Annotated in this window: 13 protein-coding genes; 7 read left to right on the forward strand and 6 right to left on the reverse strand. The window is 44.6% G+C overall.

Annotated features, from left to right (window positions below; genetic code table 11):
• Positions 1-242: 242 nt before the first annotated feature.
• The 5 genes from P5674_RS18295 to P5674_RS18315 all read right to left on the reverse strand — a co-directional run bounded on the left by P5674_RS18295 (position 243) and on the right by P5674_RS18315 (position 5,709).
• Entirely contained in the window at positions 243-1,724 is a 1,482-nt protein-coding gene (locus P5674_RS18295; protein WP_014276852.1) for a DEAD/DEAH box helicase, read from the reverse strand.
• A gap of 68 nt (positions 1,725-1,792) precedes the next feature.
• Complete coding sequence (locus P5674_RS18300; protein ID WP_014276853.1) at positions 1,793-2,167, reverse strand: YccF domain-containing protein; 375 nt, start codon at positions 2,165-2,167, stop codon at positions 1,793-1,795.
• 24 nt (positions 2,168-2,191) lie between these two features.
• Positions 2,192-2,812 (reverse strand): tetratricopeptide repeat protein, encoded by a 621-nt coding sequence (locus P5674_RS18305; RefSeq protein ID WP_014276854.1) that lies wholly within the window; start codon positions 2,810-2,812, stop codon positions 2,192-2,194.
• A gap of 27 nt (positions 2,813-2,839) precedes the next feature.
• Positions 2,840-3,922 (reverse strand): ATP-dependent 6-phosphofructokinase, encoded by a 1,083-nt coding sequence (locus tag P5674_RS18310; RefSeq protein WP_014276855.1) that lies wholly within the window; start codon positions 3,920-3,922, stop codon positions 2,840-2,842.
• A 491-nt stretch (positions 3,923-4,413) separates the two neighbouring features.
• Positions 4,414-5,709 carry an FGGY-family carbohydrate kinase gene (locus P5674_RS18315; RefSeq protein WP_315670181.1) on the reverse strand — a complete coding sequence of 432 codons (1,296 nt, stop codon included), beginning with the start codon at positions 5,707-5,709 and terminating at the stop codon, positions 4,414-4,416.
• Between the two features lie 152 nt (positions 5,710-5,861).
• Here P5674_RS18315 and P5674_RS18320 point away from each other — a divergent pair, with 152 nt between their 5' ends.
• From P5674_RS18320 to pgm, 5 genes are all read left to right on the forward strand, one after another.
• Complete coding sequence (locus tag P5674_RS18320; protein ID WP_231852008.1) at positions 5,862-6,605, forward strand: peptidoglycan-binding domain-containing protein; 744 nt, start codon at positions 5,862-5,864, stop codon at positions 6,603-6,605.
• Positions 6,606-6,691: 86 nt separating this feature from the next.
• Positions 6,692-7,963 carry a phosphoribosylamine--glycine ligase gene (gene purD, locus P5674_RS18325; protein WP_014276858.1) on the forward strand — a complete coding sequence of 424 codons (1,272 nt, stop codon included), beginning with the start codon at positions 6,692-6,694 and terminating at the stop codon, positions 7,961-7,963.
• A 125-nt stretch (positions 7,964-8,088) separates the two neighbouring features.
• Complete coding sequence (locus P5674_RS18330; RefSeq protein ID WP_014276859.1) at positions 8,089-10,290, forward strand: ATP-binding protein; 2,202 nt, start codon at positions 8,089-8,091, stop codon at positions 10,288-10,290.
• Positions 10,291-10,469: 179 nt separating this feature from the next.
• A complete protein-coding gene (locus P5674_RS18335) occupies positions 10,470-10,655 on the forward strand; it encodes a hypothetical protein (protein ID WP_043468610.1) in 186 nt (61 codons plus the stop codon).
• Between the two features lie 65 nt (positions 10,656-10,720).
• Positions 10,721-12,376, forward strand: coding sequence for a phosphoglucomutase (alpha-D-glucose-1,6-bisphosphate-dependent) (gene pgm / locus P5674_RS18340; protein WP_014276861.1), 1,656 nt, complete (start codon positions 10,721-10,723; stop codon positions 12,374-12,376).
• A 91-nt stretch (positions 12,377-12,467) separates the two neighbouring features.
• Here the strand turns inward: pgm and P5674_RS18345 are convergent, their stop codons facing one another.
• Entirely contained in the window at positions 12,468-15,719 is a 3,252-nt protein-coding gene (locus P5674_RS18345) for an alpha-mannosidase (RefSeq protein ID WP_014276862.1), read from the reverse strand.
• Between the two features lie 153 nt (positions 15,720-15,872).
• On the opposite strand from P5674_RS18345, the gene P5674_RS18350 reads away from it, so the two are divergent.
• Entirely contained in the window at positions 15,873-16,742 is an 870-nt protein-coding gene (locus P5674_RS18350; protein ID WP_315670182.1) for a hypothetical protein, read from the forward strand.
• 48 nt (positions 16,743-16,790) lie between these two features.
• A partial coding sequence (locus P5674_RS18355; RefSeq protein WP_315670183.1) for a hypothetical protein occupies positions 16,791-17,188 on the forward strand: 398 nt, incomplete at its 3' end.

Consider the following 17,188-nt stretch of genomic DNA (forward strand, 5'->3'; position numbering starts at 1 on the left):
GTGAGGGCGGGTTTATTCATATGGTCCTGGGGAATTGAGAATTGACACCAGAACCCGCCCCTACAATTATTAATTAATCACCCGGTGGGTGGGTGAGGGCGGGTTTATTAATATGGTCCTGGGGAATTGAGAATTGACACCAGAACCCGCCCCTACAATTATCCATTATCCGTAGTCGGGCGGGTTTATTAATATGGTCGTGGGGAATTGAGAATTGACACCAGAACCCGCCCCTACAATTATTAATTATCAATATCCCATTTTTCTGAAGATTCTGCCGCTTTGGGAGATGACGATCGCTCTATATCATATAATCCGGTAGGTGGCGAAATCTTGGGTTTTTCACGTTGGGGCTTTTGGTGACCCCGCCGCCTTTGGGAGGTCTGTTCTTCGCTGGTATTTTCAGTAATTACCTCATACAAAACCGCCCTTTTTCCCGTTTGGCTTCCCTTACGCAATACCCTTCCTAGGCGTTGGATATATTCCCGCTCCGACCCAGTACCTGATAAAATAATTGCAATTTTGGCATCGGGAACATCAACCCCTTCATTCAGAACATGGGAAGCCACCAGGGTTCGATAGTCTCCTTGGCGAAATTTATCCAGGATTTGATGACGTTCTTTCACAGGCGTTTGATGGGTGATAGCCGGGATTAAGAAATCTTGGGAAATTCGGTAAACCGTAGTATTATCTACTGTAAAAATTATGGTTCTTTCCGGGTGATTTTGGCTGAGAATATCCCCTAATATCCGTAACTTTCCATCAGTACAAAGGGCGATTTCTTTAGCTTGACGATGGGCTAACATCGCCCGACGACCAGAAGCCGATCGCCCACTGACCATCACAAATTGTTTCCAACCGTCTAAACTACCTAGGCGGATATTTTGGCTTTTGAGAAAATCGTTTCTAACTTTAATTAACTCTTGATAGCGATCGCCTTCCGGTTCCGACAGTTTAACCTTAATCTGCACAATATCATGATCCGCTAAAGCCACCCCCGCTAATTGTTCCGGTGTGCGATGATAAACCGTCGGACCGATTAAATGGTTTAAATCACTGTGGCGACCGTCAGACCTATCTGGGGTCGCCGTTAGTCCTAGACGATAGGGGGCGATCGCATATTCTGCAATCACTCGATAGAAGTCTGTGGGGAGGTGGTGACATTCATCAAACACCAATAAACCATAGCGATTTCCCAGGGTTTCCGCCTGCAAGGTGGCTGAGTCGTATGTGGCGACCAAAATCGATGTTTTATCCCGTGAACCGCCCCCCAACAGCCCAATATCTGCCTCTGGGAAAGCAGCTACTAGGTGGGCATACCACTGGTGCATTAAATCTAGGGTCGGCACCACCACTAGGGTACTACAGGCGATCGCTTCTATAGCCAATTGCGCCAGGTAGGTTTTTCCTGAAGCTGTCGGTAATACCACAACTCCCCTATTCCCGCCATTTTCCCAGGCGCTTAAAGCCTCTTGTTGATGCACATAAGGCGACATTTCTAGGCGGGAAACTAACTTTAAGGGATGGAAGATTTTCGCTTCGTCAATAAAATCTACTTTTTCCTCTTGTAAACACTTGATCAGAAAAGGGTAAGAAATCGCAGGTACACGAAACTTCTCGACCCGATCATCCCAAACTGCGTAATCAATCCAACTTCTACCTTTGGGGGGAGGATGCAAGGTTAATGTACCGCGATCAAAGGTTAATTTAGGTGAGCGAGGCATGAATTACCATGGAAACTACAGGAAATAGCTGCTTGGGTTGATTACAATTAACCTCATTCGGCTTATCTTTAAATATCGCGAAATTCACGACCAAAGGGTAATAAAGCCATAGGGATGAGTTTAAAGTGTTGTTTAGCAAAAGGAATCCCAATGATGGTAATTGCCAAAATTAAACCATGCAGTAAATGAGACAAGGCGATTTCCCAGCCAAAAAATATTACCCATACCACGTTAAAAATCATGGTTAAAAGATTAGATGAATCTGGGGAAACTACGCTTTCTTTACCAAAAGGAGTCATGGTAGCAAACCCTAGTTTAATCGCTTGGATACCAAAGGGAATGCCGATAATGCTTAAACAAATAGTGATGCCACCAATAATGTAACCTAATCCAGATAAAAACCCTCCGAAAATTAACCAGATGATGTTTCCTAACAAAGTCATAGTTTCAGATTCCTAATTTCAATTTTATTGCCATCCTCTCAGTTGACAGTGAACTACAGACAGATCCCACATATAGTCATTGAGTTTATACTGAGTAGCTGCTTGGGTGATAAAATAACGCGATCGCTCCTGATCACCCGCCGCCTCATAATATAATCCCACGTAAAGATGGGCATAAAATCTACCCTGTTGTCCTAACCAGGTTCCCCTATTGAGCACTTCATCCGGGGTACAATTTCCCTGATATAGGCTGTAAACTTGTCGCATGATTGTCCGAGAATCATCTGAGACAGGCAATAAGGATATTCTAGCTGATTCTACCCCCTCTAATTTAGCCAGACAAAGATATCGCCATACTGTCTCCTCAACATCTTGGGAGTTCACAGTCAGATCAATCTCAAACTGCTCCGCACCTGCTTGGAACTGTTCCCCATAATAATACGATAAACCACGCTGCCACAGGTATGGTTTAATCCGGGGGTCTAAGGCTTCCGCTTGGTCGAAGTCCTTAATTGATTCGGCAATTTGACCAAGTTTGAAATACACCATCCCCCGGCGAATGTAAGCATCTGGATCTCTAGGGCGATCGCTTATTACTTCGTGCCAATGCTTGAGTTGATTTTCCAGTAAAATTTGACGATTCATTCCCACCCCAAAGCACCGCTTCTATTGTTAATCTCCTAAACAGATTCCCATACTCCGAGCTGTCTTTACTAGAATATCATTAGTATCAACACCCTTATACTGAGCGATCGCCTCCGCAATGGGTACACTTTCCACATGACGGTTACGCCAAGTTACCATCTGGTCAAACTTACCATCTGCAATTAAGTCTACTGCTGCTACCCCAAAAGCTGATCCGATTAAACGTTCCACAGAAGAAGGAGTTCCCCCCCTTTGAATATGGCCTAAAACCGTCACTCTCGTTTCTGCACCACTAGCCTCGGAAATGCGATCGGCTAAATAATGACCAATACCACCCAGCCGAGATTGACCTAATTGATTAGTCGTCATCATCGTTTCTCCCGCACCAGTCCTCACCGCCTCCGCTACAATCACCAGACAGTAGTTTTTTCCCTGTTCCTGCAAATCCTCAATTTTTTGACAAATACTATCCAGACTGTAGGGAATTTCTGGAATCAGAATTACATCCGCACCCCCCGCAATTCCCGCATGGAGAGCAATGTGTCCCGCATCCCTTCCCATAACTTCTAAAATCATGACCCGGCTATGGCTGGCCGCCGTGAAGTGCAACCTATCTAAGGCTTCGGTCGCGATATTCACAGCCGTATCAAATCCGATTGATAGATCGGTGCTACCTACATCATTATCTATGGTTTTCGGCACACCAACTAGGTTCAGATTTCCCTGAACTGCTAAACGCCTTAAAATTGCTAAACTACCATCCCCACCAATGCCAATCAGCGCATCTAATCCTAATTCATGATACCCGTCAATGATTTCTTGGGAGCGATCTTGCACACTACCATCGGCCATCGGAAAAGCAAAGGGATCTCCTTTATTGGTTGTCCCTAGAATTGTTCCCCCTGCTGTTAAAATTGGATCTACTTTTTCTATGGTTAACGGTGTCGCTGATGGAGGACGCATCATTAAGCCGTGGGTGGCTTGGCGTATCCCCATTACTTCCCAGCCATAAGTGCCCTGGGCTCGATACACCGCCGCCCGAATCACTGCATTTAATCCAGCACAGTCACCACCGCTGGTCAGAATCCCTATGCGCTTAGGTTTTGCCATACTTCTGATTATTTTGATATAGCCTCAAAACAGTTTATCAGTTTATCAGTTATTCGCTATCCGAAAATTTGATTTTTTAATCAACTCGCGATCGCCCCCGGCTCAGGGGTTGACAGGGCGGCGACAATTGTTTATAATTAACATAGTAATGTTAGATAATGGAAATATTACCTTCTTTTTTAAAAATGTCACTATTACCATTATCTAAAAGTATAGCGTCAACCTCCCCGCAAGTCAACCACCCCACAAAAAAGGTCGATTTTTTTAACATTTCTTAACAATTTGATTTTTTTAATCAACTCGCGATCGCCCCCGGCTCAGGGGTTGACAGGGCGGCGACAATTGTTTATAATTAACATAGTAATGTTAGATAATGGAAATATTACCTTCTTTTTTAAAAATGTCACTATTACCATTATCTAAAAGTATAGCGTCAACCACCCCGCAAGTCAACCACCCCCCCCAAAAAAGGTCGATTTTTTTAACATTTCTTAACAATTTGATTTTTTAATCAACTTCCCCCCCATAGCCAAACAGGCTGTTCCGTAGGCGGCTTGGGTGTGTGGAGAAGGGATTACAGGGACTTGGAGATGATGTTGGCGAATAGTAGTCCAGGTGGAATTTTGTGACCCACCGCCAGCAGTATAGACGCGCTGGAGAGGACTTGCGCCAAGGTTCTGTAAAAGTTGATAACCTTGAGACTCAATGCGAGCGATCGCATTTAGCAAGCCATGGAGAAATTCTACATCATTACTGGGGCGAGGTTCAAGACGGGGTAACAAATTGGGGTCATTGATAGGAAAGCGATCGCCCGGTTGCAATAGGGGATAATAATCTAGGTAACAGGGAATGTTAGGATTAATCTGGCGGCTGAGACTTTCCAATTGGCGATCGCTAAAAAAGTGTCGCAATAGGGCACCCCCCGTATTAGAAGCGCCGCCAGTCAGCCACAAATCACCAAACCTGTGGCTATAAATGCCATATTTAGCAACATTGATAGCCCTAGGACTTAACAGCTTTAACACCAGAGTTGAACCCAGGGAAGTGACAGCCTCCCCTGGGTAACTAGCGCCGGAGGCTATGAAAGCCGCAATACTATCTGTAGTTCCCGCTCTAATTATACAATCTCGGCGAAATCCAAAGCGATCGCTTAATTCTCCATTAATAGGGCTGATACAGGTTCCTGGGGTCAGAACTTGCGGCAATATCGGCCTAATTTTACCCTCCCATTGAATAGCCCTTAACAACCACGACTGATAGCAAAGATTCACCACATCATAGCCAAGTTTGAGACTATTATGATAGTCACTAATACCTAACTTATCATGTAATAAAAATCCTAGCCAGTCTCCTTGATGTAAAAAATATAACTTTCCCTTTGGCGGCGGCGTAAGATTTTCTTGCCACCAGAGTAATTTTACCAAGCTAGAGGTACTACTCAAAACCGGATGGTCTGGGGGAGCGATCGCTTTGAGTCTCTCCACAATAGCCCCATCACAACTATGATTATAAGCCATCGGTGCCGTGACCGGATTCCCCATCTCATCACATAATAACACTGTAGCAGAAGTGCCATTAATGGCGATCGCTCTAATCTGAGAACATAAATCTTTCGGAATTTGATTAAGTAACTCAAATAACCCATTTTTCCAGAGTTTCGGTGATTCCATAGTCACCAATGATTCCTTCGAGTTACAAACCCCCTCTGCATGAACCCCTCCATGGGTATCAATCACTACTGAACGAGCCCCAGAAGTACCAAAATCTATACCCAAAAATAGATTCATAAAAAATGTCAGTCATTCACAATAATTTCCCCTCAAAGTAGTATAATAATTTGTTTGTGCCTCAAAAATTATATTAAGTTTTGCAAAAAAATCCTGATTTTCATAGTTAATACTAGACTTTTCTCCCTCATGCAGTTATAAATTGATAATCGGTGGTAGCATCTCAAATTAGAGCAACCATTGGTCAACTTTTTTCAAATACTGAATTAGGAGATGAAATGGATACAATCGCCTACAATCATCTAGTTTCTAGCTATGAGTCTCCCCAACAGTTGAACCTCAGCGACAACTTGATTCTGTTTCGGGGTGTTAACTGGAGTAAAGTTTCTACGACCTGCTTAATGCCAATTATCGGTGCAGCCATCAGTTTGTCGATTTTGGGTGCTACCAGCGCCGCCCAAGCCTCCATCTACTATGGTTCCTCTGGCAATCATGTGGTACAATTGCAAAACGCCCTAGCTAATCACGGCTACTTCCGCGCGCGGTCTACCGGCTATTTTGGTTCAATGACCAAGCACTCCGTTAAAGCCTTTCAGCGTGACTATGGGTTGGCAGTAGATGGCATTGTTGGTCCCGCCACAGCTTCCGCTTTGGGACTCCATTGCTATACCTCCTGCTATGTTAAATCTTATCCCAAGCACCATTACGGCTATCATCAAGCCAGTCACCGCCCCCGTCGTGGTCGTGGCTACCATAAATCCCTATCCCACGGTGACAGTAGCTCCCGAGTTGCTAACCTACAGCATAAACTAGCTTACTACGGTTATTTCCACGCCCGCGCCACCGGATATTTTGGTCCAATTACCACCAAAGCAGTTAAAGCCTTCCAGCGTGACTATGGCTTGAGAGTTGATGGTGTTGCGGGTCCGGCTACCTTGGCGGCTTTGGGAATGTAGAATTTCCTCAAAATTTGGTTTAATTATTATCAGCGAGCCTACACCCTTTTGGTGTAGGTTTTATTTGTTGCAGGTGCGAGGATATTGTGAAAATATTAGTTGTTGGAAACGGTGGTAGAGAACACGCCTTAGCTTGGACACTCACTCAGTCAGAAACAGTCCAACAGGTTATCTGTACTCCCGGAAACGGCGGGACTGCTACCTTAGCCCTATGTCAAAATCGAAATATCCCGGTTGAGGATATCCCGGCTATTGTTGCTTTGGCTAAAGATGAAGCCATTGATTTGGTCGTCGTCGGTCCAGAAGTCCCCCTCGCCTTGGGTATTGCAGATGAACTTACTAAAAATCATATTAAAGTATTTGGACCTGGACGCGAAGGCGCAAAATTAGAAGCGAGTAAGTCCTGGGCTAAAGATTTGATGTTAGCAGCAGGAGTCCCCACCGCCGCTGGGGCTGTATTTACTGACCCCCAAGCTGCTAAAGACTATATTACTCAAGTTCCCATTGTCATTAAAGCTGATGGACTCGCCGCCGGAAAAGGGGTTATTGTTGCTACTACCCTAGAAATGGCTTATGACGCTATTACCTCCATTTCTCAGGGAGAATTTGGTCAAGATAATTGCCAAATTGTCATCGAGGAATTTCTACAAGGTCAAGAGGTCTCCGTTTTAGCTATTACTGATGGTAAAACTATTCGCCCCCTAATTCCGGCTCAAGATCATAAACCTATTGGAGAAGGTGACACGGGACCTAATACTGGCGGTATGGGTGCTTATGCGCCTACTCCCCTGGTCTCTGATACCTTGATGGTGAAAATACAACGGGACGTTCTTGAACCTACCTTACACGCCCTTCAAAACCGGGGAATTGATTATTGTGGTATTATCTATGCAGGATTGATGATTACCCCCGATGGGGATTTAATGGTTCTGGAGTTTAACTGTAGATTTGGAGACCCGGAAACTCAGGCTGTACTCCTCATGTTAGATACTCCCCTAGAACAGATTTTAACAGCTTGTTGCGATCGCCGTTTGGCAGAACTTCCCCCTATCCGTTGGAAACCTGGAGTTTCCCTCTGTGTCGTTTTGGCTTCCTCGGGCTATCCGGGAACTTATCCAAAAGGTAAGCTGATTACGGGTATTGACGCAGCATCAGCCTTGGGTGCTAAAGTATTTCATGCCGGAACTCGCCTGGTCGATGGACAAATAATCACCGACGGCGGCCGAGTTTTGGGTGTAACCGCTATCGGTGACACTGTAGAAACTGCTATCACCAATGCTTATCAGGCTGTGGACTGCATTAACTTTGACGGAATGTACTGTCGCCGAGATATTGGTTTTAGACTCCGACAAAGCTAAAATTAATCAATTATGTACAGCCTTAACAAAACTTAACTCCAATTTTTGCTAAACTGTGGTAGAGAATCTGGCGATCGTCTACGCTAGATACTAATAAGCAGTTCCCCAACCCAGAACCGTACAAGATGCTGGCAATTCTCACCAAACTTCCAGAAATTCTCAGAAATTGGTGGTCTGAGTTTACCCTACAAACCCGACTCATGGCGGGAGCTACCCTGGTGGTTTCCCTATTGATGAGCGGTTTAACCTTTTGGGCCGTTAATACCATTCAGCAAGACGCTCGTCTTAATGATACCCGCTATGGTCGAGATTTGGGCTTACTTTTAGCCACCAATGTCGCTCCCATGATTTCTGAAAATAATCGGGAAGAGGTAGCCCGTTTCTCCCGTCAGTTCTACACCAGCACCTCTAGTGTGCGATATATGCTCTATGCTGACCCCGACGGCGAGATTTTCCTCGGCCTCCCCTTTTCTGATTCCGCAGTCCAAAACTCCCTCACCCTGCGGCGAAGGATGCAACTGCCGGAAAACTTTATCGCTAGTGTCGAAGCTAGGAATTATTCCGCTTTACCTATGGTGCGCCAGCATCTCACCCCTGGGGGTCAAATAACCGACGTATTTGTTCCCCTGATGCACGATGACAAATATCTGGGAATTTTGGCGATCGGTATTAATCCTAATCCCACCGTTGTCGTCTCCTCTCACTTAACTCGCGACGTTACCTTAGCAGTTTTCGTCTCCATCTGGGTTATGGTAATTTTAGGTGCAGTTTTTAACGCCCTAACCATTACTCAGCCGATTAAAGAACTACTAATGGGAGTTAAAAATATAGCCGCTGGAAACTTTAGACAACGCATTGATTTACCCTTTGGCGGCGAATTGGGAGAACTCATATTGAGTTTTAATGAAATGGCAGAACGCCTCGAAAGCTATGATGAACAAAACATCGAAGAATTGACCGCCGAAAAAGCCAAGCTAGAAACCTTGGTTTCAACTATTGCAGATGGTGCAGTTTTAATAGATGCTGAACTTAATCTAATTCTCGTCAACCCCACCGCGCGCCGCCTCTTTGGGTGGGATCGCCAAAGCGTCATTTCCGAAAATGTTTTAACCTATCTTCCCGCACCAGTATTACAAGAACTATCTCAACCATTACAAAAAATCGCCTCTGGAAACCTAGAAGGAGGAGAATTTCGCTGTTCTCTCACTGAACCCAATAATCGCACCCTCCGCATTCTTCTAACCACGGTTTTACTACATAAATCTCCCGGTGTAGAACCCCTCTGCGCTAGTTGTATCTATGACCACGATAATAGTTGCACCTCCCCCCAAAGACCCCAAGCCAATGAATGTACATTCTATAATCAAGATGCCACCGTCAAAAATAACGAAAACTATCGGGAAAGTTTAAAAGGCATTGCTATGACTATTCAGGATATCACCCGAGAAGTCGAACTCAATGACGCTAAAAGCCAGTTTATCAGCAACGTTTCCCATGAGTTGAGAACCCCCTTATTTAACATCAAATCCTTTATCGAAACTCTCCATGACTATGGCGATGATTTAAGCGAAGAAGAACGTCGAGAATTTTTAGAAACCGCTAACCATGAAACTGACCGCCTTACCCGTCTAGTTAATGATGTTTTAGATTTATCTCGCCTTGAGTCCTGTCGTATTTATCACATGGAACCTGTTGATATTGCTCATCCCATTGAACAAACCCTACGGACTTATCAACTTAATGCGCGAGATAAGGGAATTGAATTGAGTAAAGAGGTAGAACCTAACCTACCAACCGTTAGAGGTCACTTTGATTTATTGTTACAAGTCCTCACTAACTTGGTCGGAAATTCCCTCAAATTTACGGAGGCTGGAGGAAGAGTAATAATTCGCGCCTATTTATTGGATGATAACTATCATATATCCCTGGCTGAAAGTCGGGAAGCCGAAGAAATTGAACGGGGAGGTTGGATTATGTCTCCACCACCACCTCGACCTTTAGATAGACACATTCATCACAATTCACACCTATCTCAGAGAGTGGTACGCATCGAGGTTTCTGATACCGGTAGCGGTATCGATTCCGAAGACCAAGAAGCAGTTTTTACTCGCTTCTTTAGAGTGGAAAATCGAGTCCATACTTTGGAAGGTACTGGGTTGGGTTTATCTATTGTTAGGAATATTATTGAAAAACATAATTCTCAGGTGCATTTGGTTAGTGAGTTGGGAGTGGGAACTACTTTCTGGTTTGATTTGACTGTCTACCAGGAAGACCAACAAAATTTGATTCCTGATGTGGTCGCACCATCTGTGGAGTTTCTATTATGAACTATTATCCCCCCCTGTCTACGCACTCAGGCAATATGCACATGATGGCGATTTTGTCAAGATGTGGATTTTAGCCTGTCTCTCAGTTTCCGAAAATTGGTGCATCGGGATTTTGAAAAATTCCTCGAAAAATCATTATTTGAGCGACAAAATAAGGGTTGTAGCCCCTATTTTTACAAATGGACACAGTAACCCCTTGGGTGCGATTTCCTCTAGCCTACCATAACCCCTATAATCTCGTCAATATTTTGAGAGAAATTATCAATAAAAATGTATTAATTCTTAACAAACTTTGTAAAATTAAAACTATTTGCAGCGATACATTAGCACAACTTAACTTAACTGCGCCCATATTGCGACTATAAATACACAGGACGCTGGCTGGTATAATCTCAACCATTACCCAGACTATAGAATCATCAAGATAATAATGGTAGCCAACAACATTAGCCCCTTGGCAGGAAAAACGGCCCCAGGCGATATTTTGGAAAATATCGATCGCCTTATTGAGCAATATTATTCAGTGCGTCCAGATCCCAACAATCCTCAACAGCAAGTAAGTTTCGGCACATCTGGACACCGGGGATGTTCGGCTAACGGCACTTTTAATGAAGACCATATCCTAGCGGTTACTCAAGCGACGGTAGAATATCGTCGCGACCAAGGCATTACGGGTCCTTTGTATATGGGCATAGACTCCCACGCTTTATCTGAACCGGCGCAAAAAACAGCCTTAGAAGTTTTAGCAGCCAACCAAGTAGAAACCTACATAGCCACAGACAAAGGAAATGGTAGATTTACCCCCACCCCGGCGGTTTCCCATGCTATTCTCACCTACAACCGCCAACGCACAGAGGGTTTAGCGGACGGTATTATCGTCACCCCTTCCCATAACCCCCCTTCGGACGGTGGCTTTAAATACAATCCCCCCTCTGGCGGTCCGGCAGGCCCTGAAATCACTAAATGGATTCAACAACGGGCTAATCAAATCCTGGCTGATGGTAATCGCGCTGTGAGTCGCAGTCCTTACAATCAGGCATTATATGCCAGTACGACCCACACTTTTGACTTTATTACCCCATATATCGCTGACCTAGAAAATATTATCGATATGGCAGCAATTCGGGAATCGGGAATTAAAATAGGTGTTGATCCGTTGGGGGGTTCTAATATTGGTTATTGGGAACCTATTGCAGAACGTTATGGGTTAAATTTGACTATAGTCAATCCTACGGTTGACCCGACTTTTGGGTTTATGACTGTAGACTGGGATGGGAAAATTCGCATGGACTGTTCCTCTCCTTATGCTATGGCGAATTTGGTTAAACTTAAAGATGATTATGATATCGCTTTTGGGAATGATACGGACTCAGACCGACATGGTATTGTTACCCCTAGCATGGGATTAATGAACCCTAATCATTTCCTGTCTGTGGCTATTTGGTATTTATTTACTAATCGACAAGGCTGGAGTCCTGAAAGTGCGATCGGGAAAACTTTAGTTAGCAGTAGTTTAATTGACCGGGTAGCTAAGGATATTAATCGCCGACTGTGTGAGGTTCCGGTAGGCTTTAAATGGTTTGTAGATGGGTTGCTAGACGGTTCTTTGGGTTTTGGGGGTGAAGAAAGCGCTGGCGCATCTTTCCTGCGAATGGATGGCACAGTTTGGACTACCGATAAAGATGGGATTATCATGGATTTACTGGCGGCGGAAATTACGGCTAAAACTGGTAAAGACCCTGGTATGCACTATAAAGATATGACTGAACGTTTGGGTCGCGCTTACTATTCTCGTATTGATTCTGCTGCTAATTCTGAACAAAAAGCACGCCTCAGTAAGTTGTCCCCAGAAGATGTTAAAGCATCAACTTTGGCGGGTGATCCAATCGTGGCTAAAATGACTAATGCACCGGGAAATAATGCGGCTATAGGTGGTTTAAAAGTTACTACGGAACAAGGTTGGTTTGCAGCACGTCCATCGGGTACAGAAGATGTCTATAAAATATATGCGGAAAGTTTCAAAGGTGAAGAACATTTGAATCAGATTATTTCGGAAGCACAAAAAATTGTGAGTGACACCTTTTAAGAATTAATCAATTTTCCTGAGAAGCTGGGTTTTTAAAAACTTTTTCCCAATTCTACCCGGCTTCTCCAGTCCTGGTACTATGATGATTATCTCAACTTACCTGGTCACTCCCTGCCTTCTTAGAAATGGCTAACCCTAATACCTGCCAAGGTTGCATATTTCCATCAAAAACCCCAACGCTTTCTTCCAATAAGTTGACGGCATAGTTGACCTCGACCCCTAAACTATTCTGTAATTCCAATACTCCCTCACTTCCCTGAGACTCATAACCTCGTATAATCCAAGTCTGGTGGTCTAAGTGCGATCGCTTCACCGCCATTAACGCAAAATTCCTAGCACTAAAACCTAAAAAACTCCGACAGGACTCACCACCAGTTATCCCCACATTAGATAACTCTAAAACCCTCACCTGTAGTGGCTGATTAAACTCATAACCTCGTCGCACAGTTTCCCCCCCTCGCCAATTACCTAAATGGGGGTAAATGCCATAACTAAACTGATGAACACCTATATCAGCTTTAGGGTCAGGCCATAAAGACCCCCGTAGCAAACTTAAACCAATTTGATTAGGCTTAAAATCATATCCATACTTACAATCATTTAGCACAGATACACCATAATTACCATCACTCAGACTCCCCCAATTTAAAGCAGGAACTTCCCATTTGGATTTGTCAAAAGTTGTCTGGGGCTCCGTGGGTCTCTCCATTACACCACAAGGAATTTCATAACTCAGTAAATCGGCATTTATAGACAATGGAAAATAAGCCTTCATTAACACATTACTTTCTACCCATTCTACTCGACACTCAACCCGTAAAATTGGCGACCCTATCGATAAAATATAATCTTGACAAAACCGAGATTTATTAAATGTCTTTAAAACCCGTAACCTCCCTCGTAGCATACCTTTTTCGACAAACTCAATGGACTCGAGTTGCGGACTATCTAAGGGATACTTATGATAATTTGGGTCAATATTCCAAGCATCCCAATATTGTCCCTGGTCTTGAAACAGTCGCCATTGATGTCCGGGATATTTCAACACCTCCCGACTATTGACTTTATCAAAAACCTCGATTAAATCTCCCGTTTCTCCGGACACTTTTACCCGTAAATACTGATTCTCAAATTCCCAATTTTCGGAATTTTTACGATTAGTATTGACATCTAAACGGGAACCTGATATAGTGTAGTAAAGTCGGAAAAGGTGCGCGCATATAAGGTCATTTTCAGGCTCAAACCCTTGATTGATGGGGGTTTCCGGGGATTTAGGCACTAACCAGAAACAGCGATAACCGACTGACGGCACATCAGTTGCCAAAAACAGCAATTCAGACCGACCTGAAACCCTCACCAGTTGGGAATTTAAGGCATTTCCAGTGCTTTCGCAAACATCCCAACTTCCCTGGGGGGGTAATGGGACTTGGACGATTTCGGAACGCTTCCAATTGAGGGGGTTAAAGACGACAATGGGTATAGCTTGAGGTTGTGGGGGGTAAGGGAGAGAAATGGAGGAAGCGATCGCATCTAATGCTCTATCCTCAACATCTCCAGCGGTTGTGGCGGCTGCCTGCCAACTCCGGTTAGCATCCTCATAGACTTCAGCAATAGCAGACCCTGGGAGGATATCATGAAACTGATTAAACAGAACCCCCTTCCACGCCTCTTCTAGGGTCGCTTGGGGAACCTCAAACCCCATCACCATAGAAGCGACAGCGGACCACAACTCAGCCCGATAGAGCAATCCTTCGCACAAACGATTCCAGCGCTTTTGGTCAGCGTGGGTAGTATAGCAACCTCGATGAAACTCGAGATATAACTCATCATTCCACACTGGAAGATTGGGTAAATCACGCAACCCATCCAAATAATCGACGGCAGACATAAAACGCAAATCAGGAAACAGAGGGGATGATCGCCAACGACGGATGACCTCCAACATTTCCCGCGTCGGACCGCCGCCATGATCACCAACTCCTGGCAACCATAAACACTCATTTAAGCCAGTTTGAGACTCCCACTCAATGCCATAGTTTACTAACTTGAGGGGTTCGACATTTTCCCCAATTGGTGCAGACATCAAACTGACAATTTCGGTACCGTTCAAACCTCGCCAGCGAAAACAACCATAGGGAAAAACTGTTGTATCATTCCACCGCAACTTTTGAGTGACAAAAAAATCAATCTTTCCCAGAGTCAGCAACTGGGGAAGTTGCCAAGAAAAACCAAAGCTATCGGGTAGCCAAGCTATACGGGAGACTTCCCCAAACTTTTGAGCGACATAAAATTGACCATAGAGAATTTGGCGAACAATTGACTCCCCAGAAACGGTATTTAATTCGGGTTCAACCCATAAACCAGCGACGACCTCCCAACGCTTCTCGGAAATCCGATTTTGGATTAATTTAAACAAATCGGGTCTATTTTCCTCAAGCCAAGCATATAGCGCGGGGGTAGAATGAGCAAAAATCAACTCAGGAAAATCATCCTGTAAAGCGAGGACGGACTCAAAGGTTTTAATGGCGACTGACCAAGTTTCGGCGACTGACCATAGCCAAGCTAAGTCTAAATGAGCATGACCTAAAAGCCTGAACTTCACTAACTTTAAATCCGCACAGGTCTCCCAACACTGTCGCAGACGGAATAACTCCCGCAGAAACAAATGGCGATCGCCTACGATATCCCAATTTATCCTACTAACAGCTTCCCCTAACTCCTGCCACCTTTGTGGAGAAACCACGGAGAAAACTTGTGGCGGACTTCTCAACTCCAACTCATCAATATTTCCCCGAAGCAGATAACTAGAGTAAACCGCCAACTCATCACCAATAAAACCGGGATCTATCTCTCCGACTTTTCCGGCTTCGTAGACACAACTAGAGGCTACCAAAGCACCCCGATCATGACCAGGACTTACCAACCTTAAAAATATCCTAAACTTGGAGGAAGGTAAGACGGACTTCGACAAAACGATGGCTGTCCTACAATCAAATAAATCTCCCGACTGTACCAAGCTACCATTAACATAAACCTCAGCCAACTGCGCCCACCAAACCAAACTCAATTTCAAGCATAAACCCTCCAACCTATACCCCCCTAAATTAGCGGGAATATTAACCTCCTGGGCTAACCACAAAACTCTTCCCCCCTCAGACCAAGCCACATGACCCCGATCATTCAATTCCACCAAAGACCAATCACGCCACCCCTCGATCATTTCTGGCGAAATATCTCCCCTATGAAACCGCCACCCCCCCTGAAGATCCAATCGCGTCATCCCTCGCAATCTGGCGATCGCCTGATTAATCAAAACACCACCATCAGAACTAGATAAACTCATTTTCAGCCATCAACTACTCAACTAACAAACATGATCATCACTTATCCTAGATGGGGAAGAGACTCTTGCTTATTCCCTGTACCTTGCTGTACAATGGAAGGCACGAGCTATTAATAACCCCTACCACCATCTCTTAGTATAATTTGAGCCTATATGTCCTCAGCCTACTCTGGTCCCTATAAAAGCCGCCTGTTTAACTTCCTCGTGAACAACTATCAGCAATTTACTGATGCTTGCGATCGCACTTGGCGCAATATTCGCTACGCTACCAGCACGGCTACCCAGATTTTACTTTATCCCATTTATCTGATTCTCCAAAATACCCCCCTGATTAACCTGAAACTTCCCACCTCCAAAATCCCATCATTACCCTCTGAACAAACCACCGCCAACCACAACCCCCAACCGCAACCATCATCTCCCCCTACTATACTTTTAAGCATCGACAACACTATCGCCGAAATTGAACCCCAAATAAAACCGGCCGCCACGCAGCTTTTCCATAACTTCCACCTATGGATATTTTCCGTCCTCAATTATTTACTGAAAGAACCCACCCATAATCTCAAGCCCTCCCTATCGGTATCGGTACCACTTCCAGATCCTTGGAAAACCTCACAACCACGTTTAACCAATTCTCAACCTCAATTTACATTAAACCAGACTTCCCTCAACACCCCCACCCCTCAACTTCCCCCAACTCAACCTATCCCTAATTTACCCAAATTAGAATCACAAATACTCGAACAATTAAACCACTATCAACGATCACAACTACAACTAACCACCAAAAACAACACCCCCCTCACAGAAGGCGGTAGCATAGCCTATTCCCAAAAACGACAAGTAGAAAATCAACCCAACTACTTAGAAACACCAGCAAAAGCGATCGGATATGTTAAACATCCCCTACAATCTCTAATTGAATGGTTGGATAGGGTTATAGCGATCGCTGAACAAATTATCATCAAAATAGTTAACTGGTTAAAATCATCCCCCACCTTTCAATTCTCCAAAAATTAGCCCCACCTCGCTCCTAATCACCCTTGACACCTACCCCAATATCTGCTAATGTTTTCAAATATCTTTGACATGGCTATACACTTGATTTTTTATTCAACACATCACCTCCCAACTCCCACCTGTCAACTCTCGGACCTGTTAACTCTCGGACTTCCCCCACCTGTCACCTGTCAACTTTCCAACTCTCCAACTCTCCAACTCTCCAACTTCCAACCTGTCAACTTCCCAACTCTCCAACTTCCTCACCTGTCAACTCCCCCACCTGTCACCTGTCAAGTCCCCCACCTGTCAACTTTCCAACTCTCCAACTTTCCAACTCCCCCACCTCCCACCTGTCAACTCTCCAACTTCCCCCACCTGTCACCTGTCAACTTCCCAACTTTCCAACTCTCGGACCTGTCAACTCTCGGACTTCCCACACCTCCCACCTGTCAACTCTCCAACTA

The organism is Limnospira sp. PMC 289.06 (assembly GCF_032350395.1).
GTDB classification, from domain to species: Bacteria; Cyanobacteriota; Cyanobacteriia; order Cyanobacteriales; family Microcoleaceae; genus Limnospira; species Limnospira platensis.